Raw genomic sequence first — 20,596 nt, forward strand, 5'->3', positions numbered from 1 at the left:
CATACTTGACCTAAGGAGGAATGACGGTATGGATTTACGGAAACATCTGAAGGATAAAAAGCGGATCGTCATCAAGATCGGTTCCTCTTCTCTGACCCATCCGGAAACGGGGGCACTGAATCTGACAAAAATGGAGGTTCTGGTCCGTGAGATCACAGATCTTCGGAATCAGGGAAAAGACGTGATCCTGGTCTCGTCCGGTGCGATCGCAGTCGGAAGTCAGGCCGCCGGTTTTCCAAAACGACCGGAACGGACCGAAGAAAAACAGGCCTGTGCAGCGATCGGTCAGGCCAGGCTGATGATGATCTATCAAAAGCTTTTTTCGGAATATAATCAAAGCTGTGCACAGATCCTGATGACCAAAAGCACAGTACAGAACAATCTCAGCCGGCTGAATGCGTATCATACTTTTGAAGAATTGTTAAAGCTGGGAGTGGTACCCATCGTAAACGAGAACGATACGGTTTCCACCTATGAGATGAAATTTGGTGATAACGACCGGCTTTCTGCGATCGTGACAGCCCTTGTGGGTGCGGATCTTCTGATCCTGCTTTCGGATATTGACGGGCTTTTCACCGATGATCCCCATACGAATCCGGATGCAGCGTTTATTGATGAGGTTCATGAGTTGGATGAAGAGCTCCTGCAAATGGGGAAGGATACCAGCAGCAGTAAGGTAGGTACCGGCGGCATGGCTTCCAAGCTGACCGCAGCCCGGCTGGCAGTCAGTTCCGGTGCCGATATGCTCATTGCCAACGGAAAGGACTTTCATATTCTGCACCGCCTGATGGAGGGCGAACATCTGGGTACTCTGTTTCAGGGAAGTGCAGGAAAAGATTTTTACCTGATGGATTATCTGGAAAAAATGTAACAAAGGAGATAGAAATATGGGAATTTCTGATGAAAAGATCCAGCGGATCAATGAACTTGCCCGCCGTTCCAAAGCAGAAGGGCTGACAGAAGAGGAAAAAAAGGAGCAGCAGCTCCTTCGGAAAGAATTTCTGACTTCCGTTCGTATGAATCTGAAAAGCCAGCTGGATAACATTGATATCTTAAACAAAGACGGCAGTATAGAAAATCTGGGTGATAAATATGGACAAAAACTCAAAGAAAAAGGAAATTAGAAAAGAGATCCTGAAATGCCGCCGTTCTCTCAGGGAAGAGGAGATCTGTTATGGCAGTCACAAAATCGCGGAGAAGATCCTTTCCATGGAGGTTTATCAGAAGGCAGAAGCGGTTTATCTCTACATAGACTGTAAAGGCGAAGCCTCTGTAAAGGAGATTTATGAGGCAGCATTTAAAGATGGCAAGCGTATCGCCGCACCGAGAGTCCACGGAGATGACATGACCTTTTATTATATCCGCTCTATGGAGGAAGATCTGGAGCCTGGCTATTTTGATATTCCGGAACCGAAAACCTCCCTTCCGGAAGCTTCCGATGAAACGGCACTTCTTCTGGTACCCGGAGTGGGCTTTGACCCTCAGTGTCACCGTCTTGGTTACGGAAAAGGCTTTTACGACCGTTATCTGAGTGCTCATCCGGATCATCCGACCATCGCTCTGGCACTGGATTTTCAGATACGGGAAGAGATCCCGTCAGATACCTTTGATGTTCTGCCGGATCTGGTGGTAACGCCATCCAGTATTTACCGGCACAGATAAACCGCTGAACTTTTTTGCAAAAGGAGGATATCTATGGATTTAAATGAAATCGGCCGTCTGGCAAAAGCCGCACAGCCTGCCCTTCAGAAAGCAGATACAGATGCAAAAAATCAGGTACTCCACCGGGCGGCAGAGCTCCTTGTGGAGCAGTGTGATTTCCTTTTGAAAGAAAATGAAAAGGATGTGGAAAACGGCAGAACAAATGGTATGCCGGAAGGACTTCTGGACCGCCTTCTTCTGACGGAACAAAGAGTGAAACAGATGGCAGAAGGCCTCTCTCAGCTGGAACTTCTGGAAGATCCTGTCGGAGAAGTGCTCTCCATGAAAAAACGGCCAAACGGTCTTCTGATCGGTCAGAAACGGGTGCCGTTAGGCGTGGTCGGCATCATTTACGAAGCTCGTCCGAATGTGACGGCAGATGCCTTCGGGCTCTGTTTCAAAACAGGAAATGCTGTGATCTTAAAGGGTGGAAAAGATGCCATCCATTCAAATAAAGCGATTGTAAAGGTTCTTCGTATGGCATTGGCAGAGAAAGGCTTTCCGGAAGCTGCCGTGACTCTCATTGAAGATACTTCAAGAGAAACCACTACAGCTTTTATGAAGCTCCGTGAATATGTGGATGTGCTGATCCCGCGCGGAAGCGCAGGACTGATACGGGCAGTAGTGGAAAACAGCACGATCCCCGTTATTGAAACCGGTACGGGAAACTGCCATATCTATGTGGATGAAACAGCCGACCTTGATATGGCTGTAGATATTATTTTCAATGCCAAGACCCAACGCATCGGTGTCTGCAATGCCTGTGAATCTCTTGTGATCCATGAAAAGGTTCTGGATGCTCTGATGCCGAAGCTGAAAGCCCGTCTGGATGAAAAACAGGTGGAAATCCGTGGAGATGAGAAAGTTTGTGCCAGCATAGAAGGAATCGTACCTGCAAAAGAAGCAGATTATGGTACGGAATATCTGGATTATATTCTTTCCGCCAAGACAGTTTCCTCCCTTGATGAGGCCATCACACATATCAACCGTTATAATACAGGCCATTCGGAGGCTATCATCACCAATGACTACAGCCATGCACAGCGCTTTCTCGAGGAGATCGATGCAGCGGCTGTCTATGTAAATGCCTCTACCCGTTTTACAGACGGTTTTGAATTTGGATTTGGTGCAGAGATCGGCATCAGCACACAGAAGCTGCATGCCCGCGGACCTATGGGGCTTCTGGCACTAACCACCACAAAATACATTATTTACGGGAACGGACAGATCAGAAAGTAGGAGTGTAAACAAAAAATGAGCAAAGCAAATACAAAGGAACAGGAACCAAAAGAGCAGAAAAGTATGGCAAGAGAAATTCTTGAGATGGTGTTTTATCTGGTGATCGCCCTTGTGGCAGCACTTTTGATCGTAAAGTTTGTGGGTCAGCGTACTCAGGTGGACGGTCATTCCATGGATCCCACCTTGGCAGACGGACAGAATCTGATCCTAGATAAAATTTCCTATCGTTTCCATGACCCGGAGCGTTATGATATTATCGTATTTCCCTTTGAGGAAAATGGTAAAAAAGAGCACTTTATCAAACGAATCATCGGTCTTCCGGGTGAAACGGTTCAGATCATCGATGGTTACGTATACATCAACGGCGAGAAGCTTGAGAGTGATATCTACGGAGCTGAGGTTATGAAGTCAGCAGGAAGAGCTGCTGAGCCGATCACGCTTGGGGACGATGAATACTTTGTCCTGGGTGACAACCGGAACAACAGCCGTGACGGCAGATATCCGGAGGTTGGAAACATCAAACGGAGTGACATTACAGGCAGAGCCTTTTTAAGGATCTGGCCATTGAACAAATTTGGTTTACTGAAGCATCAATAAAAGGAAGCCGGAGCGCTGTTTCATCAAAGCAGCCCCGGCTTTTTTATTCCCGGTTGACATTTTCCCAGCTATTCGATAAGATAAGATGATAATGTCAGGTTCAAAAGTTCAAAAAGCCGTTTATGCTTGCATGATAAAGCTTTTAAACTTGAGACCCGCCAAACATGAGAAAGCAGCGATTTACGCAGTGGATCAGTGGATTTCAAATGTTTGATTTTGCAGTAAGGAAGGATCATAGATTTATGAATACAGTAGATTTAGATAAGATCAACCTCAGTACGGAAGCACCAGTGCAGGAACCGGAACGCCAGTATTATTTTATGGCAAAGCTTCGTGCTCTGGTCAATGAAAAAAGTAAAAAGCTGGGTCGCCCTCTCGTTGCAAGTGCACAGACTTTTGGCTGTCAGATGAATGCCAGAGACAGCGAGAAGATTACAGGAATCCTGGAGGCCGTAGGTTATGAGATCACAGAAAATGAAAAAGCGGATTTTATTGTCTACAATACCTGTACCGTCCGGGAAAATGCAAATCTGAAGGTATACGGCCATCTGGGCATGATGGGACATGAGAAGAAGAAAAATCCGGATATGATGATTGCTCTCTGCGGTTGTATGATGCAGGAACCCCAAGTGGTGGAAAAGATCAAGAAAAGTTATCGTTTTGTTGATCTCGTATTCGGTACGCACAACCTTTATAAATTTGCAGAGCTTGTTTATACATCCATGATTTCAGACCGCATGATCATTGATGTCTGGAAAGATACCGACAAGATTGTGGAGGATCTACCTTGCGACCGGAAATATTTCTTTAAATCCGGTGTCAATATCATGTTTGGCTGCAATAATTTCTGCAGTTACTGTATCGTTCCCTATGTACGCGGCCGGGAGCGCAGCCGGGAGCCGGAAGAGATCCTTAAGGAGATCCGTTCTCTGGTAGCGGACGGAGTAGTAGAGGTCATGCTTCTGGGACAGAATGTCAATTCCTACGGAAAAAACCTCAAAAATCCCATGAGCTTTGCGGCTCTTCTGGAAGAGATTGAGAAGATCGACGGACTGGAGCGGATCCGCTTCATGACTTCCCATCCCAAGGATCTCTCCGATGAGCTGATCGAGGTCATGGCAAAATCCAAAAAGATCTGTCCACATCTTCATCTGCCGCTGCAGTCCGGAAGCAGCCGGATCTTGAAGATCATGAATCGAAAATATACAAAAGAGCACTATCTGGAACTGGTGGAAAAGCTTCGAAAGGCAATGCCGGATATCTCCCTTACGACAGATATCATCGTAGGCTTCCCGGGTGAGACGGAAGAGGATTTCCAGGAGACACTGGATGTGATACGAAAGGTACGCTACGACAGTGCGTTTACCTTTATTTATTCCAAACGTACCGGAACGCCTGCTGCCGTTATGGAAGACCAGGTACCGGAGGATGTGGTAAAGGATCGCTTTGACCGTCTTTTAAAAGAGGTGCAGGAGATTGCGCGAGAAACCTCATCCCGTTACACAGGACAGATTGTCGAGGTTCTGGCAGAAGAGAAAAATCATCAGGAAGCAGGTCATCTCACCGGCCGTCTTTCCAACAACCTTCTCGTTCATTTCAAAGGAGACGAAAGTCTCATCGGAAAGCTGGTATCTGTTCAGCTGACAGAATGCCGCGGATTTTATTATATGGGAGAGCTGGTCTGAATGACCGGCTTTTCTTTTTTTAATGTTTTGTAACAGTTCAGAACATCAGCAAAATGAAAAATCAGACTATTCAAACTCGTTTGCAATAGGATGAATTTTCATTTTGGAATGGGCGGAACGCCCATTAGCCTCAGACAGAAGCTGCGAATGCAGCGATAGCGCATGCAATGCGCGTGTCTGTGGCCTGTTGGGCTGAACGTCCTGAACAGTTACGATGTTTTAATGATAAAAAAGTGATAATTACTCCTGTTGACAGTCAGAAAACTTCCGTGTATATTTATAAAGTGAGGTTAGTTAAAACTAACAATAAATTTCAGGACAGGAGAGCAAGATGCGAAAAATAGCAGTTTACGGAAAAGGCGGAATTGGAAAATCCACCACCACATCCAACATCTCTGCCGCTTTGGCTGACATGGGCTACCGGGTTCTGCAGATCGGCTGCGACCCCAAAGCAGATTCCACCAAGAATCTGATGCACGGAGAAAAGATTACCTCTGTTTTGGATGCCATCCGTGAAAAAGGGGAGGGAAATATCACTCCGGAGGATGTGCTTTTTCAGGGATACGGTGGCGTCTGGTGTGTGGAAGCAGGAGGACCCACGCCTGGTATCGGCTGTGCAGGCCGCGGCATCATTACCGCCTTTGAAAAGCTGGAGGAAATCGGAGCATACGAAATCTGCCGGCCAGATATCATTCTTTACGATGTACTGGGAGATGTAGTCTGTGGTGGTTTTGCCATGCCTATCCGTGGTGGTTATGCAAGAAATGTGTTTATCGTGACTTCCGGAGAAATGATGTCTCTCTATGCCGCTTCCAATATCGCCAGTGCGGTAAAAAACTTTGGCAAAAGAGGTTATGCCCAGTATTCCGGTGTAATCTTAAACTCCAGAAATATTGAAAATGAAGAAGTCCTTGTAAAAAAAGCCCTGGAAGAGATCGGCGGTGAGATTGTTTCCATTCTTCCGAGAAGTGCATCCGTTCAGGAAGCAGAAGGGGAAGGCAAAACCGTTATTGAGGCTTTGCCGGATTCCAAAATGGCAGATGCTTACCGGAAGCTGGCTGAAAATATCCTGGATCTTTCCGCGGAGGTAGAAAATAATTATGAGTAAAACCTGTTCCCTTCATTACGTTTCCGCTTCACATGGAGGCTGGGGGATCGTCCGCATGGCGGCTCTTGTGCCGGAAGCGCATCTTCTGTTCGTATGTCCTTCCGCCTGTGGAAGGCATAACGCGGTCGGTGCTTCTGTAGCCGGGATCAAGCACCGGGTTTCTTATCTCTTTCTTACGGAAGCAGACATCGTATCCGGGGATTTCGAGCAGATGATCGTTGATAACGTAGATATCCTTTTTAAGGCTCTGCCAAAGAAACCAAGAGCGCTTCTGATCTTCACCTCCTGCCTGGACGACCTTCTGGGAACGGACCATGAACCAATCCTGGCAGAACTTACCAGAAGAAATCCGGATGTGAAATTCCGGCACTGCACGATGAATCCCATTTCCCTGGACTCCAAACTGCCGCCTGGAGTGACCACTTACCGGAATATGTTCAGCCTTCTGGAAAAAAGAGAAGAGACAAAAAATCTGGTCAATGTCCTTGGAAGCAACGTCACTTATGATGAAACTTCAGACCTGAAAAGATTTTTAACCGCCCATGGGTATCGGGTTGCCAACATTGCAGACTATACGGATTTTGATTCCTTTATGGAAATGGCTTCTGCGAAACTGAATCTTATCACTTCCCCGATTGCCTTCAAAACGGCGGAGATGATGGAAAAAGAGTTCGGAACTCCGTATCTTACCGCCTATGTGAGCTATGATCCGGAAGAGATCATGGAGGTTTACCGGAAGCTTCAAAAAATACTGGATCTGGATTTTGGTCCGGCTCTCGAACAGGAAAAGAAAAAAGCCTGTGATGAAATCCGTAAAACCCAAGAAATCATTGGAGACTATCCCATTGCTGTGGATTATCAGGCAGTCCTTCGTCCATACAGCCTTGCTCTTATGCTGAGCCGGAATGGCTTCCATGTGGGAATGGTGGCTTCGGACAGCGTATCTGCCTTTGAAAAAGTTTCCTTTGAAGCATTAAAAAAAGAAGTGCCGGAGATTCTGATTGAAAATCCCATGTCTCATAATGCTGTAAAATTTCCTCATGAAGGGGAGAACTACCTCTGTATCGGTTTTGACTGCGGCTATATGACCGGTTCTGACCGTGTGGCTGATCTCATGGAGGATGAAGGAATGTTTGGTTTTTATGGGACCAGGCGTCTTATGGAAATGCTCCTGGAGGCTTACCAGAGCAAAGCAGACGTTCGGGAAATGATCGTGAAAGCGGGGTTGATCATATGAGCAGATTATGTGTATTTATGCTTCCACTGGCACCGGATTATTCCGGAGCAGCATCCGCACTCTTTGATCTGGGAGGCATCGTAGTCATGCATGATGCCTCCGGCTGTACAGGAAATTTCACAGGATATGACGAGCCTCGCTGGATGGGATCCCGTTCCGCTGTTTACTGTTCCGGTCTCAGGAGAATGGATGCGGTACTGGGAAATGATGAAAAATTCATTGACGCCACTTTAAAAGCTGCAGAGGACTTAAATCCTTCCATCATTGCTTATCTTGGCAGTCCGGTACCGACCGTTATCGGTACCGATCTGAAGGGCATGGCCGCCGAAACAGAAAACATCAGTGGCATTCCCTCCTTTGGTTTTCCAACCACAGGGCTTGACTATTATGATAAGGGTGCTTCTGATGTTTTCATGGCTCTGATCCGCCGCTTTGCGAAAAAAAAGAGTACTGTAGAAAAAACAGGGAAAACGCTGAATGTTCTCGGCATGCTTCCTCTGGATATGGGAAACAAAGGAAATTCCGACCGTATCCTCACCTGGCTGAAAAATCAGGACTATGAGATTTTGTCTGATTTCGCTATGGGGCTTTCTGTGGATCAGATCAAAAACTGCCCGGATGCGGATCTGAACCTGGTAGTTGCCCGTTCCGGCCTTGCTGCCGCCCGTTTCCTGGAGAAAAAATATGGCATCCCTTACATTTGTGGTCTTCCATTAGATGATGGAGCAGAACTCAAAGGCCGTCTGGAAAAACAGGAGCGTTTTCAGCCCCTGCCGGAGGCACAAAGCGATAAGAAAGGGATTCTGATCATCCACGAACAGATTTTTGCCAATGAACTTCGGGCTCTTCTCTCAAAAAAGACCGATGTTCCGATCACGGTAGGAAGTCTTTTCGGACTGGAAGAAGAACTGAAAGCTTCTCAAGATCTTCATCTTCCTGATGAATACAGCGCCATCCAGGAGATCAACAGTGGAAAGTACCAGGTTATCCTTGCCGATCCGGAGTTTGAAAAGGTGATCCGCCGGGAAGATGTCCGGCTGGTAGCTCTGCCTCATCTGGCTGTTTCCAGCAAGCTTCACTGGGACGAGTATCCGGATTATCTCGGGGAAGATATTTTAAAAATCATCGAAAGCACAGTGAGAGAGGGGAACTGATCCTCTTTCACTTGCCCATACAAGAAACTACAAACCATACACAAAAGAAAGGAATCGCAAATGACTATCAGAAAAATCCAGAAATTTTTTGCCGGTGTACTTACTGTATCCGTACTGACAGCCAGCGTTTTCGGAGGCAGTGCCCTGGCTTCCGAGACAGAAACCACATCAGAAACTGCTGCTGAAGCTGTTTCTGAAGCAGAAAGTGAGACCACAGAAAGTACAGGAACCAGAACCATCGTGGATCATACGGGAGCAGAGGTCGTTCTTCCTGAAAAGATTGAGCGTGTCGTGATTTCTTCCATTCTTCCTCTTCCTTCTGTATACTGCCTGTTTCGCGGAAGTGCCGATGACATTGTAGGGATTCATCCCAGTTCCATGGCAGCAGCAGAGAATTCCTATTTACTCAATGTATTCCCGGAGATTGCCAATGCAGACACAAGCTTCGTGGAAAACGGAGAAGTAAACATTGAGCAGCTTCTGGCACTGAAACCGGATGTTGTCTTTTACAATGCCAGCAACACGGAAGAAAGAGAGATGTATGACAATGCAGGGATTCCGGCTGTCGGTTTCTCTGTAAGCATGTCTGATTACGATTGTGTAGAAACTTACGCAGACTGGATCCAGCTACTCGGTGATATTTACGGTGAACAGGACACTGCTAATGAGATCATCGCAGAAGGCAGAAACGTTGCAGACGAAATCAAATCTGTAACTTCCACTATCGCTGATGAAGACAAACCGAAAGTACTGATCCTTTTCAACTATGCGGACGGAATCATCAAAACTTCCGGTTCCAATTTCTTCGGTCAGTACTGGATCGAGACTGCAGGCGGCATCAACGTGGCAGCAGACTTAAGCGGCACTCCGGAAATTAACATGGAGCAGGTTTACGAGTGGGATCCGGATATCATCTTTATCACCAATTTCTCCCCGTATCAGCCGGATGATCTCTACAACAACACCATCGACGGCGATGACTGGAGCAATGTAACTGCAGTGAAAAACCAGCAGGTTTACAAATTCCCGCTTGGTATGTACCGCTGGTTCCCGCCCGCATCTGACACTCCTCTGGTACTGAAATGGCTTGCCTCCAAGATCCGGCCTGATCTTTTCAAAGATATGGATATGGACCAGGAGATTAAGGATTACTATGAGAAATACTACCATGTAACCCTTACAGATGAAGACCTCCAGAAGATCTACACCCCCGCAAGTGCAGCAGCCGGAGTATAAAAACACTTCGGAAATCCTTTACGCCGGGAGCAGTTTTCCGTACTGTTTCCGGCGTTTCCCATAGTTAAAAGGCGGACATCTTCCGCCAAGGAAAGGAATTACAACAGATGGCAGCAAAAAGAACCTCTCATATGACCAGAAATCTCATCATCGCAGTACTTCCCCTTCTGGCGGCACTCATCTGCCTGGGGATTGGCAGATACTCCTTAGACGTCCGGGAAACGGTAAAAATCCTCTTTTCCGGTCTCACAGGTTATGAACCGGATCCAACCGGCTACACGGTTATTTTTAACGTAAGACTTCCCAGGATCCTTCTGGCGATCCTGGTGGGAGCCGGACTTTCCTGTGCGGGAGCCGCTTTTCAGGGACTTTTTTCCAATCCACTGGCGACTCCGGACACCCTTGGCGTGGCCAGCGGTGCTTCCTTTGGCGCAGTCTTAGGTCTTCTGATGCACGGAAATTTGATCATGGTCCAGATTCTGGCCCTGATCTTTGGAGTTTTGTCCTGTATCATCACTTATTCCATCAGCAGGAGAAACGAAAAAAGCAGCATTGTCATGATCGTTCTGGCCGGAATGGTGATCTCTGCGGTCTTTGAAGCACTTGTTTCTCTGATGAAGTACGTGGCAGATCCGGAGGAGGAACTTCCCACCATCACCTACTGGCTTATGGGAAGCATGTCCCGGAGCACCTACAACAACCTCATCATGGGAGCTCCCTTTATCATCGCCGGAATCCTTCTGATCTTTGCCCTCCGCTGGAGACTCAATATCATGTCTCTGAACGAAGATGAAGCCAGTTCTCTCGGTATGAACATTCAGATCATGCGTCTGATTTTTATTGCAGCTTCCTCTATGATCACGGCTTCCTGTGTCTCCATGTGCGGTCAGGTGGGTTGGGTAGGACTTCTGATCCCCCATATTGCCCGGATGATCGGAGGAAACAATAATCGTTCCGTGATTCCCATGAGCATTGGCCTTGGAGCCTTTTTCATGATCATCATGGATACGTTTGCCCGGGCGGCCACGGCTGCGGAAATTCCCATTTCCATTCTGACAGCCATTGTGGGGGCACCGGTATTTATCATACTTTTAAGAAAAACAGGAGGTGCCTGGTCATGATCTTTCGGGTAGAAAATGGATGTTTTGGATACAAAGAAAAGCAGATTCTGAAAAAAATCAGCTTTACCGTAGGAAACGGAGAAGTCCTTTCCGTTCTGGGCTCCAACGGTGTTGGAAAGACCACCCTCCTGAAATGCATGATGGGACTTCTGAAATGGAACAGTGGTCATTCTTATGTAGATGATCAGGAGATCAGCCAAATGAAACACAAAGATTTCTGGCAGAAAATCGCCTATGTTCCTCAGGCAAAAGGAGCTGCCTTTGGTTATTCCGCACTTGATATGGTAACTTTGGGACGGAGTGCTCATCTTGGAACCTTCGCCCAGCCTGGAAAAGAGGATCGTAAAGCAGCGGAAGAAGCCATGGAGGAAATTGGCATTACCTATCTTCGTGACAAGCTCTGTACGGAGATGAGCGGTGGAGAGCTTCAGATGGTTCTCATTGCAAGAGCTCTGACCATATCTCCTTCCATGCTGGTTCTGGACGAGCCGGAGTCCAACCTGGATTTCAAAAATCAGCTGATCATTCTGGAAACGATCCAAAAGCTCTCGAGAAATCGAGGGATTTCAGCAATCGTCAATACGCACTATCCGGAGCATGCCCTCAAGATTTCCGATAAAGCCCTGCTCCTCAACCAGGATGGGACGAACGTCTTTGGAAATGCAGACGCAGTTATCAACGTGGAAAACATGCGCCATTCTTTCTCTGTTCAGGTCCATATCAATCAGTTTTCCGTAGATGGAAGGGATTACCGCAGTGTTGTTCCCCTTCATCTGGTGTGAGGTACCTCTATGAAAATGATCACAGTGGCAGGCGCTCATGCCTGCGGAAAAACTTCCGTGATCCTGAAAACGGCAGAACTCCTCTTAAAAGAAAGCTGCCGGCCAGGAGTCATGAAGCTGGACTGTATTTCCAGTGATGACGACCGGATCTACAGAGCAGCAGGAATCACGAATATTAAATACATTTCGGGAAATATCTGCCCGGATCATTATTTTGCGGATTCCATATCGGATATTTTCCAGTGGGGTCTAAGAGAAAACCTGGATCTTCTCATCACGGAGAGTGCAGGTCTCTGCGGCAGATGTTCGCCTCATATCCGGGATATTCCGGCAGTCTGTGTCATTGACTGTCTTTCCGGCATCACTGCTCCGCAGAAAATCGGTCCGATGCTCCGTTATGCGGATTTCATTGCTGTGACAAAAGGTGATCTTGTTTCCCCTGCGGAGCGCGAAGTTTTTCTTCACAATATCCGCCTTGCCAACCGGAAAGCAAGAGTGAGTTTCATCAATGGGCTGACCGGTCAGGGTGCTTATCGGTTGGCAGCGTTCATCCGTGAAAGTGCAGAAGAGGAGACGATCGACGGTAAATTTTTACGCTTTACCATGCCTTCAGCGGTTTGCAGCTTCTGTGCCGGCCAGATGCAACTCCAACAGAAAGGAAACGGTGGACGAATCAAGAGAATGTGGGGAGAAAAGAATGGATAAGACATCAGAAAAAATCTTGCTTGGGTTCCCTGAATCTGTGGAATCTTTCACAGTCTATGGAGGTTCTGACAAGGACGGGATACCGGAGAATACAGAAGTAACGCTTCACAAAGGGGATTGCACCTGCGTCTGTGGAAAGACCGGTTCCGGAAAAACACGACTTCTGGAGGATATCGAGTATCTGGCCTCCGGCGATTCTCCATCCGGTCGAAAAATGCGGATCAACGGCCTTGAACTCACGGAAGAACTACGGCTGGAACTGGAAAACCGTTTTTGTGCCTGTCTTTCCCAAAGTATGAACTTTGTCATGGAACTTTCCTGCCGGGATTTTATTTTTCAACATGCCGGAAGCAGGGGGATTCCCTGTACGGAAGAACTCATGGAAAAAATTCTCACCTGCGCTAATTCCCTGGCCGGTGAGCCACTTCACCCGGAGGATATGATCACTGCCTTGAGCGGTGGTCAGTCCCGGGCATTGATGATCGCAGATATCGCCTTTCTCTCTGCTGCACCGTCAGTTCTCATCGATGAGCCGGAAAACGCCGGCATCGATAAGGACGCAATCATCCGGCTTCTGGCAGAAAAAGGAAAGATCGTCCTCATTTCCACGCATGATCCGATCCTGGCTCTGTCCTGTAAAAAACGGATTTTTATTGAAAATGGCGGCATTCATGGGATTGTCACGCGAACGGCAGCAGAAAAGGAACTTTTAAGAAAACTTCGGAAACAGGAAGCGCAAATGAAAGAAATCCGAAATCAGATCCGTGGAGGAAAACACATTGGATAAAAAACATTATGACCTCTGGGCGGAAGTTCCAAGCCCCATCAAAAGCCGATTAAGAAACGTCTTTTCCGCCTATGCAGAAGACCTGAATGCTTACATTCCGGCTCAGGTTGGTGGAAACATGACAAAAGAAGAGTATTTAAAAGAGTGGAAACCCAAAGACCTTCCCGATGCCTGTTTTCTCATGGATTTCGGTGAATGCGCCGATCCGGTCTTTGCCGCTCTGGCAGAAAAAGTCTATGAAAAGCCAAAAATCCAGGCCTGGTTCCCGGAGGTGATGGCAGTGGATCTCAAACGCCTGGGCAACCGGAAAATCCCGGAAGCCTACGACGATCTTTTAAGAGAAGAGTACCTGGGCGAAATCTGCCTCATTGGAAATGCGAAAATGCCGGATCCCCTCACAAGTCTCTATATCCTTCGGAAATATGGAGCGGAAGGTTTAAATAGTTTTGTCCGAAATGTCGCATCCTTCGCTCCGCCTTCAGAGACGCTCCGCCATTTGGGGCATCCCTCCAACAGCTACGGTTCCATTTTTCTCATGCCTCCACTTTTCGCCCAAATCTGTCTGGAGAAAGCAGCTGCAAGGGTCGTCATCCCTCAAACAGGAGCTCTCGCCGAACCTATGCTTCTTTATCAGAAATCCAGTGCCCCTGCGAAGGAAAAAATCCGCACCTTTTTTGAATCCACCACTTTCCGGGATCTCATGGCAGACTACCAGATGCCTGTTTTCGGAGACCACCGGTTCCGGATCGATGAGAGCTGCGGGAAACTGGCAACGGAAGAAGAGCTTACCATAGTCTTTCAGACGTTTCGAAACCATTCATAAAATCATACCCAAAAGCAAGACCGTCTGTTCAGAAAACCGTCTTGCTTTTTTCTTGGAGATTTTTATAAGATCTACTGACTTGCACCTGAGCTTTAATGATGATAAACTGGTTATAAATAGAGTTTCCTTACAGCGGAATGATCCGCAGTCATGAAATATCTAAAAAAGTATTTATGAATGGAGTAGAACATATGCAAATCAATTATGATGACATCACCAGAGCAGCTATAAAACTTGGTTTTTCCGCGGCAGCCGTCATGGATACCGGAAATCTGGTCTTTAAACCGGAATACCGGGTATTCTGTGAAGAAAACCAGTGTGGAAATTACAACCTGAATCCGGCCTGTCCACCGGAGAGCGGAACGGTGGAAGAAATGGTGGCACGGGCCTTGAAATATGAAAAAACCCTGGTTCTTCAGACCATCCAGACAATGGAGATGGACTACAAAAAAGCCAAACATTTTCATAATCAGCTGACAGAAAAGCTGGCTGAACAGATGAAAGAAGATGGATACACAGATCTTCTCATCATGAGTGCCGGTCCCTACAAACATCATTCCTGCATGTCTGCCTACTGTGTGGATGCCCAGAAAATGGCAGATGCCGTAGGACTGATCTGCTGGGGAAATGACGATAAGATCCGCTATTTCTCACAGATTCTTTTCCATGACAAATGAGAAAAGAACGAATAGTAAAAAGAAAAAAGGGAAAAAAGAGTGATGAATAAAAGCAGAAAACAAAAAGGAGCCGAAGCGTTCTGCATAACCGTTATACTGATATTTCTGTTTCTTTTGGTAAGGATCCTTTATCAGCCGGAAGCGACAGCAGAAAGACTCAGCATCAGTTCACTGGGCAGCGGCTGGTATCAGATACGGGATGGAGAAAAGATCACCCTGGAACTTCCATGCCAGGTTCTGACCGATGCAGATGGAAAAGCAGTCCTTTATAACGACACACTGTCTGCGGAAGACAAAGGAAAGATCGTGTCTACCAGAGGAATACAGGATCATCTGGAAGCCTATATGGGTGATCGTCTTCTTTACCATTACAGTGATAACAGCTTTCTTAGAAACAAACCGATGAAAGGAAAACTATGGGCAGATATCTGCCTGCCGGATGAAACGGGAGAAGAACCGTTATGCTTTATTTTTGAAGGAAAAGAAAACAGTCTGCTCTATGTACAAGTGCCCATCCTTGGAAGCTTTTCTTCCGTTGTCGGACGTCATCTGCAGGAATCCATATTTTTGATTCTCATGGTCCTTGGAATGCTGGGAATGGGAATCGTAGCTGTGATCGTATTTCTGTACGCAAGACATCGGCAGATGTTGGAGAAACGCTTTCTTAATGTTGCTTTTTTTCTGATCCTGTGCAGTTTATGGTGTATTTTTGACTCAGGGCTCTACCAGATGTATGGACGGCAGAATGCCGCAGGAACACTGATCTCTTTTTATGCCTTTATGCTCCTGTCGATCCCGATGCTTCGGTTTGTGCAAAACACGGTGCGCAGCGAAGTACGGTGGATCCCGCAAATATGGATGTTCCTTTTTTACGGGAATACGATTTTGCAGGGGATCTTGAATCTCCTGTTTCAGATCCCTTTCATACATATGCTAGTCCTGACACATCTTTTATTATTTACAGGAGTTGCTTCCATGATCCTTCTTCTCTGGAACGAATACCGAAAGACCGGGACTCAGGAATTGAGTCTCTGCCTGAAAGCATTTGCTGTGCTGGGGATCAGTGGTGTACTCGCACTCATTTTATACTGGATCTTCTCTATTTACTGGTACGATACGGTTTTTCAGTTTGGGATTCTTCTTTATATCGCATTCCTGTTCTGGGGACTGCTCTGTAAGGTGGCAAATGACTCGCAGTTCCGCCTGGAACAGGCTGTTTACGAAAGAATGTCTTTGGAAGACCGTATGACAGGGCTGAAGAACCGGAAGGCTTTTGAAAAATGTCTGGAAAAAATCCAGGAGGATTCCTTATTACTGGGAAATGCTTTGCTTCTGTTTATTGATATCACAGGCTTGAAAGAGATCAACGATACGTATGGCATGCGGCTGGGAGATGAGGCAGTCATCCGGACAGCACGAAGCATCCAGGCAGCCGGGAACCTGATTTCCGAACAACAGGCAGAGTGCTTTCGGATCGACGGTGATGAATTTGCGGTTGTTGTGACCGATCCTCAAAAGCTTCCATCCGAGTGGATCCGGCTGATAAAAGCAGAAATGGAAAACGAAGCCGCAGGTAAACACCCTATCCGTCTGAAATTCGGATACAGCTATCTGAGAAAAACAGATGGAGTCCTCAATTCCGTCAGCGACTGGAAACAGCAGGCAGACAGGATGCAGCATTACAACAAAGAAGAGACAGCGGAGGCAGACTATGATCTATAATATTGATTTTCTGATCGCAGCGATCGTTATACTGCTGCTGATCCTGTGGTATTTTCTTGGTCAGAAAAGAGCAGAAGATCTGAATAACCAGGTATTTCTTTTCTTCGCTGTTCTTGGCGTCCTGGATGTCATTGCAGAGTTTTTCAGTACCTACTGTATTACTTCGCCGGAAAGCGGCTTTGGAATAGCAACCGTATTTATAACAACGGTATTTTATCTGTTGCAGGCATTGCTTCCTTTTACGTTCCTCTGTTATATCCTGTCCATGCATGACAATAGACTCGTTTCCACAAAGAAAATGCTGTTATCCGGTCTGCCGACACTGGTACTGATTGGTGTGATACTGACCAATCCGTTTACCGGGAAGCTTTTCTGTTTTGATCCGTCAAGAGGGTATGTAAAAGGGCCGTGGTATCTGCTGATGTATTACAGTGCCATCCTTCATCTGGCTGTTGCTTTGTTCCTTATTATAATCTGGAGGAAGAAACTTGGTTTTCAAAGAGTGAAAGTGCTTCTGGAGATCCTTGTGATATCCGGTGGCGGAGTGATCATTCAGCTTTTGAACCCTTTCCTTTTGACAACAGGCTTCGGCGTGAGTCTTAGCATACTTGCATTATTCATTACCATCAACAATCCCTATGCAAACATGGACAGTCTTACCGGTCTGTACAATCATCTTTATCTGACCAGAAAAGGGAATGAACTGGTAACAGCCGGAAGATCTTTTCACATCATTACCGTATATCTTTATCAGATAAAACATATCAATAAAATTGCGGGGATCCAGGGCGGTGACTTTGTCTTGCGTCTGACTGCCAGAAAGCTTGGTGCATTATGCGGAAGAAAAGCTTTTCATATTACGGGAAAACGTTTTTTGATCCTGACCTCTTCCCTGAAGGAATATGAATATTATCTTGACGAACTGAAAAAGATCTTTGATGTGAACATAAAGCTGAATGTAGAAAATAAAAGTATCACGATCCCTGCGATCATAAGCGGTATCCTCCATGCAGAAAAACTGGGAGACAGCGGCCGCATCCTGGAATATGCCGAGTATCTGGAATCCTTATCACCGCAAAACGGGCTGACCGAAGTGATACAGGACGACCACCAGACCATGAATGGCTTTCTCTATAATAAACGGGTGGAACAGTATCTGCATACGGCGATCGCAGAAGATTTGTTTGAACTTTATTACCAGCCGGTATATTCCACACAGGAAAAACGCTTTGTCACACTGGAAGCCCTGAGCCGTCTGCATCATCCGGAACTCGGATGGATCGCACCGGATGTATTTATCCAGATCGCGGAAAAGAATCATTTGATCGAACAGATCACAGATCTGCAGTTTTGCCGCGTCTGCAGATTTTTAAAAGAGCATGGAAAACTGATGGAACAGCTTCTGAACGTGAAAGTGAATCTCTCGTCTCTGGATCTGATGAGAACGGACTGTAGCAGCCATTTCATCCGCATCATGGACAAATATGAAATCCCTCATGAATGGATACAGTTTGAGATCACAGAAACTGTGGCAACGGAATATAATGCAAGTCTGAGAATGGTTGTGGATGAATTTACAGCCGCGGGGATCCGTCTCTGCCTGGATGATTTCGGTTCCGGCTACGCCAATCTCAATACGGTCATGAAGCTTCCGTTTTCCACGATCAAGCTCGACCGGTCCCTTCTTTTTGATATCTGCAAGGATGAGAAAAGGGCACTGTTCTATCAAAGTGTTGTGGAGACCTTTCAGAAAATGAACTATCATATTGTTGCGGAAGGTGTGGAGACAAAAGAAGAAGTCGAACTGCTCAGCCGGTGGAGAGTCGATATGATCCAGGGATATTACTTTTCCAGACCTCTTCCTGCGGAAGAACTGCTGAAATTATTCTGAACGCAGATAAGCATTCCCCCGCTTCAAGTGCGCGGAGCACTAAGCGGCGGGTTAGGGGGGATGCTTCTGTCAGCGGGAGTTGAAAGCTCCCACTGACAGATCGCGAAGCGACTGCGTTCATGAGCAAGTAGCGAAGCGGATTGCGAATGTCCGCTTTACAAAGAAATCGATTACTATCAAAAGTGCCAGTGCAAATAGAAATGCTTCCAGTATAATAACAATAAAAGATACCTTTTACGTAACATTTAATTATGCTTCATCGTAAAAGAAAGGAGAATTGAGTATGAGTAGGAAAATGAAATTCTGGACAGCAGGTGCATTGGGAGTTATGATGGCAGGTTTGATTGGTATGAATGCCTATGCACTGGAAGACAAGGATGTCGTTGGTACCTGGTATGTAAACAGCATGTCCTTAGACGGCGAAAATACGTTTCATCCCGGAATGATGAAAATGGAGATGACATTCCACTTTACAGAAGATGGAAAAGGTGAGATCTCCGAACTCATGGAAGGACAGGAACCGGGTGTTGATGCCATGGAATGGAAGATCGATGGTGAGAAAGTACTGATCACTGCCGATGACAAAACGGTGGAAGGAGCGTATTCTGACGGAACCTTATCTGTAGAAATGGACGGACTGTCCGTGGTACTGAGTCAGGAAAAAGAGGAGTATGTGCCTTATGTACCCGGAAAACCGGTAGCAGAACCAAAACTGGAAGATTTCAATGGTGACTGGACCAGTACACTGATCGATCTCTATGGAATGCAGATGCCTGCTACAGGCGAGATTGCCGGCGTAGAAATGAAAATGTCCATTACAGACGGAAACGCCACTCTTGTATTGCTCGAAGAGGGCAATGAGACAACAACCGAGCTGAAAGGTGTCATGGAAGAAAATGCACTGATATTCAATGCAGAAACACAGAAAGAAGAAACAGAAACGGATTCTGAGAACTATCACCTGTTCAGTACGGATACCATGCGCTTCTACCTTCTGGAAGATGGAAAATTATGCTTCACAACAGCAGACAGCCTGCCGATGGAAGAGGAAACAGAGACCGAGGCTCCGGCTACAGAAGAATCCGAAGATGGCGAAGATGATTTCGGTGGTTTTGATTTTACAATCAAAGTATATCTGGATAGAGTCATGGAATAATCGCAAATCTGGAAGTCCCGTGTTTTCACAATGGAAACAAGGGACTTCCCTTGTATCAAAAGGAGGATTTAGAAAATGGGATTATTTGACAAAAAGAATTGTGATATCTGCGGTGATAAAATAGGTCTTCTGGGAAACCGGAAGCTGGACGACGGTAATCTTTGTAAAAACTGTGCAGCAAAGCTTTCTCCATGGTTTGAGGAAAGACGCCACAGTACCGTAGAAGAGATCAAAAGACAGCTGGACTACAGAGAAGAGAATAAAAATGCGGTTCGAAACTTCCATACTACACGCGAATTTGCCGGAGACAGATATCATGTGTTCCTTGATGAGACCAAGGGATTGTTTACCGTGGCACGCCGGCTGAATGAAGAAGAAAATCCGGATATCGTGCCATTGTCTGCTGTGACATCCTGCCGGCTGGAGATCAAAGAAGAGCGTGAGGAAGAGGAATATCAGGATCAGAACGGAGAATCCAGATCTTACGTTCCGCCGAGATACCATTACTCCTATGATTATAAGATAAAACTGTCTGTCAATACACCATGGTTTGATGATATGGATTTCCAGCTTAACACCTTCTCCGTAGAAGGACATGAACGGAACAAGATCATGCAGTATGAGCAGCTTGGAAACCAGATCGTATCTGCTCTTACGGGCGCACCGGCACCTACATATGGCAATACCATGAACCAGGGCTACCCGCAGCAGGGAAGCATGATGAACCAGGGCTACCCGCAGCAGGGTAATATGATGAACCAGGGTTATCCGCAGCAGGGCAATATGATGAACCAGGGCTACCCGCAGCAGGGTAATATGATGAACCAGGGCTACCCGCAGCAGGGTAATATGATGAACCAGGGTTATCCGCAGCAGGGAAGCATGATGAACCAGGGCTACCCACAGCAGGGAAGCATGATGAACCAGGGCTACCCACAGCAGGGAAGCATGATGAACCAGGGCTATCCGCAGCAG

Annotated in this window: 20 protein-coding genes; all 20 read left to right on the top strand. The window is 46.6% G+C overall.

The features are described 5' to 3' along the window. The first annotated feature begins 28 nt into the window (after positions 1-28). A complete protein-coding gene (gene proB / locus DXA57_RS03705) occupies positions 29-871 on the top strand; it encodes a glutamate 5-kinase (protein ID WP_117764733.1) in 843 nt (280 codons plus the stop codon). Positions 872-887: 16 nt separating this feature from the next. Beyond that, positions 888-1,124: a DUF896 domain-containing protein gene (locus tag DXA57_RS03710; RefSeq protein ID WP_330423187.1), complete on the top strand. Its 237-nt coding sequence runs from the start codon at positions 888-890 to the stop codon at positions 1,122-1,124. Beyond that, the gene (locus tag DXA57_RS03715; RefSeq protein WP_117764735.1) at positions 1,093-1,662 is read left to right on the top strand and encodes a 5-formyltetrahydrofolate cyclo-ligase; all 570 of its coding nucleotides are present in this window, start codon (positions 1,093-1,095) and stop codon (positions 1,660-1,662) included. Before DXA57_RS03710 ends, DXA57_RS03715 begins: the two co-directional genes overlap by 32 nt. 33 nt (positions 1,663-1,695) lie before the next feature. After that, complete coding sequence (locus DXA57_RS03720; RefSeq protein WP_117764737.1) at positions 1,696-2,940, top strand: glutamate-5-semialdehyde dehydrogenase; 1,245 nt, start codon at positions 1,696-1,698, stop codon at positions 2,938-2,940. Positions 2,941-2,955: 15 nt separating this feature from the next. Next, positions 2,956-3,537, top strand: coding sequence for a signal peptidase I (gene lepB, locus DXA57_RS03725; protein WP_117764739.1), 582 nt, complete (start codon positions 2,956-2,958; stop codon positions 3,535-3,537). Between the two features lie 242 nt (positions 3,538-3,779). Beyond that, entirely contained in the window at positions 3,780-5,222 is a 1,443-nt protein-coding gene (miaB, locus tag DXA57_RS03730; RefSeq protein WP_117764741.1) for a tRNA (N6-isopentenyl adenosine(37)-C2)-methylthiotransferase MiaB, read from the top strand. A 331-nt stretch (positions 5,223-5,553) separates the two neighbouring features. Then, positions 5,554-6,330 carry a nucleotide-binding protein gene (locus DXA57_RS03735; RefSeq protein WP_117764743.1) on the top strand — a complete coding sequence of 259 codons (777 nt, stop codon included), beginning with the start codon at positions 5,554-5,556 and terminating at the stop codon, positions 6,328-6,330. Then, positions 6,323-7,567 carry a nitrogenase component 1 gene (locus DXA57_RS03740; RefSeq protein WP_117764745.1) on the top strand — a complete coding sequence of 415 codons (1,245 nt, stop codon included), beginning with the start codon at positions 6,323-6,325 and terminating at the stop codon, positions 7,565-7,567. Before DXA57_RS03735 ends, DXA57_RS03740 begins: the two co-directional genes overlap by 8 nt. Further along, entirely contained in the window at positions 7,564-8,721 is a 1,158-nt protein-coding gene (locus DXA57_RS03745) for a nitrogenase component 1 (RefSeq protein ID WP_117764747.1), read from the top strand. The genes DXA57_RS03740 and DXA57_RS03745 overlap by 4 nt, the downstream gene beginning before the upstream one ends. Positions 8,722-8,781: 60 nt before the next feature. Next, complete coding sequence (locus DXA57_RS03750) at positions 8,782-9,957, top strand: ABC transporter substrate-binding protein (RefSeq protein WP_117764749.1); 1,176 nt, start codon at positions 8,782-8,784, stop codon at positions 9,955-9,957. 107 nt (positions 9,958-10,064) lie between these two features. Continuing rightward, a complete protein-coding gene (locus DXA57_RS03755) occupies positions 10,065-11,078 on the top strand; it encodes a FecCD family ABC transporter permease (protein WP_117764751.1) in 1,014 nt (337 codons plus the stop codon). Continuing rightward, positions 11,075-11,860 carry an ABC transporter ATP-binding protein gene (locus DXA57_RS03760; protein WP_117764753.1) on the top strand — a complete coding sequence of 262 codons (786 nt, stop codon included), beginning with the start codon at positions 11,075-11,077 and terminating at the stop codon, positions 11,858-11,860. Before DXA57_RS03755 ends, DXA57_RS03760 begins: the two co-directional genes overlap by 4 nt. Positions 11,861-11,869: 9 nt before the next feature. After that, entirely contained in the window at positions 11,870-12,565 is a 696-nt protein-coding gene (locus tag DXA57_RS03765; protein WP_117764755.1) for a GTP-binding protein, read from the top strand. Beyond that, positions 12,558-13,352, top strand: coding sequence for an ATP-binding cassette domain-containing protein (locus DXA57_RS03770; protein WP_117764757.1), 795 nt, complete (start codon positions 12,558-12,560; stop codon positions 13,350-13,352). The genes DXA57_RS03765 and DXA57_RS03770 overlap by 8 nt, the downstream gene beginning before the upstream one ends. Next, positions 13,345-14,175: an ABC transporter substrate-binding protein gene (locus tag DXA57_RS03775; protein ID WP_117764759.1), complete on the top strand. Its 831-nt coding sequence runs from the start codon at positions 13,345-13,347 to the stop codon at positions 14,173-14,175. The genes DXA57_RS03770 and DXA57_RS03775 overlap by 8 nt, the downstream gene beginning before the upstream one ends. A 191-nt stretch (positions 14,176-14,366) precedes the next feature. Then, positions 14,367-14,852 (top strand): DUF2284 domain-containing protein, encoded by a 486-nt coding sequence (locus DXA57_RS03780; RefSeq protein ID WP_117764761.1) that lies wholly within the window; start codon positions 14,367-14,369, stop codon positions 14,850-14,852. A gap of 42 nt (positions 14,853-14,894) precedes the next feature. Next, the gene (locus DXA57_RS03785; protein ID WP_117764763.1) at positions 14,895-16,574 is read left to right on the top strand and encodes a sensor domain-containing diguanylate cyclase; all 1,680 of its coding nucleotides are present in this window, start codon (positions 14,895-14,897) and stop codon (positions 16,572-16,574) included. Then, on the top strand, positions 16,564-18,465 hold the full coding sequence (locus DXA57_RS03790; RefSeq protein WP_117764765.1) for a GGDEF domain-containing protein: 1,902 nt from the start codon (positions 16,564-16,566) through the stop codon (positions 18,463-18,465). Before DXA57_RS03785 ends, DXA57_RS03790 begins: the two co-directional genes overlap by 11 nt. A 283-nt stretch (positions 18,466-18,748) precedes the next feature. Beyond that, positions 18,749-19,621 (top strand): hypothetical protein, encoded by an 873-nt coding sequence (locus tag DXA57_RS03795; protein ID WP_117764767.1) that lies wholly within the window; start codon positions 18,749-18,751, stop codon positions 19,619-19,621. 75 nt (positions 19,622-19,696) lie between these two features. Next, positions 19,697-20,596: DUF4428 domain-containing protein (locus DXA57_RS03800; RefSeq protein ID WP_117764970.1), on the top strand; the 900-nt coding region annotated here is incomplete at its 3' end.

This window comes from Blautia sp. OF03-15BH (assembly GCF_003463065.1).
Classification (GTDB): Bacteria; Bacillota; Clostridia; order Lachnospirales; family Lachnospiraceae; genus Limivivens.

Excerpts from the sequence above, each read along its gene's own strand:
- proB (WP_117764733.1), top strand. The coding sequence starts at position 29 with ATGGATTTACGGAAACATCTGAAGGATAAAAAGCGGATCGTCATCAAG.
- DXA57_RS03710 (WP_330423187.1), top strand. The coding sequence starts at position 888 with ATGGGAATTTCTGATGAAAAGATCCAGCGGATCAATGAACTTGCCCGC.
- DXA57_RS03715 (WP_117764735.1), top strand. The coding sequence starts at position 1,093 with ATGGACAAAAACTCAAAGAAAAAGGAAATTAGAAAAGAGATCCTGAAA.
- DXA57_RS03720 (WP_117764737.1), top strand. The coding sequence starts at position 1,696 with ATGGATTTAAATGAAATCGGCCGTCTGGCAAAAGCCGCACAGCCTGCC.
- lepB (WP_117764739.1), top strand. The coding sequence starts at position 2,956 with ATGAGCAAAGCAAATACAAAGGAACAGGAACCAAAAGAGCAGAAAAGT.
- miaB (WP_117764741.1), top strand. The coding sequence starts at position 3,780 with ATGAATACAGTAGATTTAGATAAGATCAACCTCAGTACGGAAGCACCA.
- DXA57_RS03735 (WP_117764743.1), top strand. The coding sequence starts at position 5,554 with ATGCGAAAAATAGCAGTTTACGGAAAAGGCGGAATTGGAAAATCCACC.
- DXA57_RS03740 (WP_117764745.1), top strand. The coding sequence starts at position 6,323 with ATGAGTAAAACCTGTTCCCTTCATTACGTTTCCGCTTCACATGGAGGC.
- DXA57_RS03745 (WP_117764747.1), top strand. The coding sequence starts at position 7,564 with ATGAGCAGATTATGTGTATTTATGCTTCCACTGGCACCGGATTATTCC.
- DXA57_RS03750 (WP_117764749.1), top strand. The coding sequence starts at position 8,782 with ATGACTATCAGAAAAATCCAGAAATTTTTTGCCGGTGTACTTACTGTA.
- DXA57_RS03755 (WP_117764751.1), top strand. The coding sequence starts at position 10,065 with ATGGCAGCAAAAAGAACCTCTCATATGACCAGAAATCTCATCATCGCA.
- DXA57_RS03760 (WP_117764753.1), top strand. The coding sequence starts at position 11,075 with ATGATCTTTCGGGTAGAAAATGGATGTTTTGGATACAAAGAAAAGCAG.
- DXA57_RS03765 (WP_117764755.1), top strand. The coding sequence starts at position 11,870 with ATGAAAATGATCACAGTGGCAGGCGCTCATGCCTGCGGAAAAACTTCC.
- DXA57_RS03770 (WP_117764757.1), top strand. The coding sequence starts at position 12,558 with ATGGATAAGACATCAGAAAAAATCTTGCTTGGGTTCCCTGAATCTGTG.
- DXA57_RS03780 (WP_117764761.1), top strand. The coding sequence starts at position 14,367 with ATGCAAATCAATTATGATGACATCACCAGAGCAGCTATAAAACTTGGT.
- DXA57_RS03785 (WP_117764763.1), top strand. The coding sequence starts at position 14,895 with ATGAATAAAAGCAGAAAACAAAAAGGAGCCGAAGCGTTCTGCATAACC.
- DXA57_RS03790 (WP_117764765.1), top strand. The coding sequence starts at position 16,564 with ATGATCTATAATATTGATTTTCTGATCGCAGCGATCGTTATACTGCTG.
- DXA57_RS03795 (WP_117764767.1), top strand. The coding sequence starts at position 18,749 with ATGAGTAGGAAAATGAAATTCTGGACAGCAGGTGCATTGGGAGTTATG.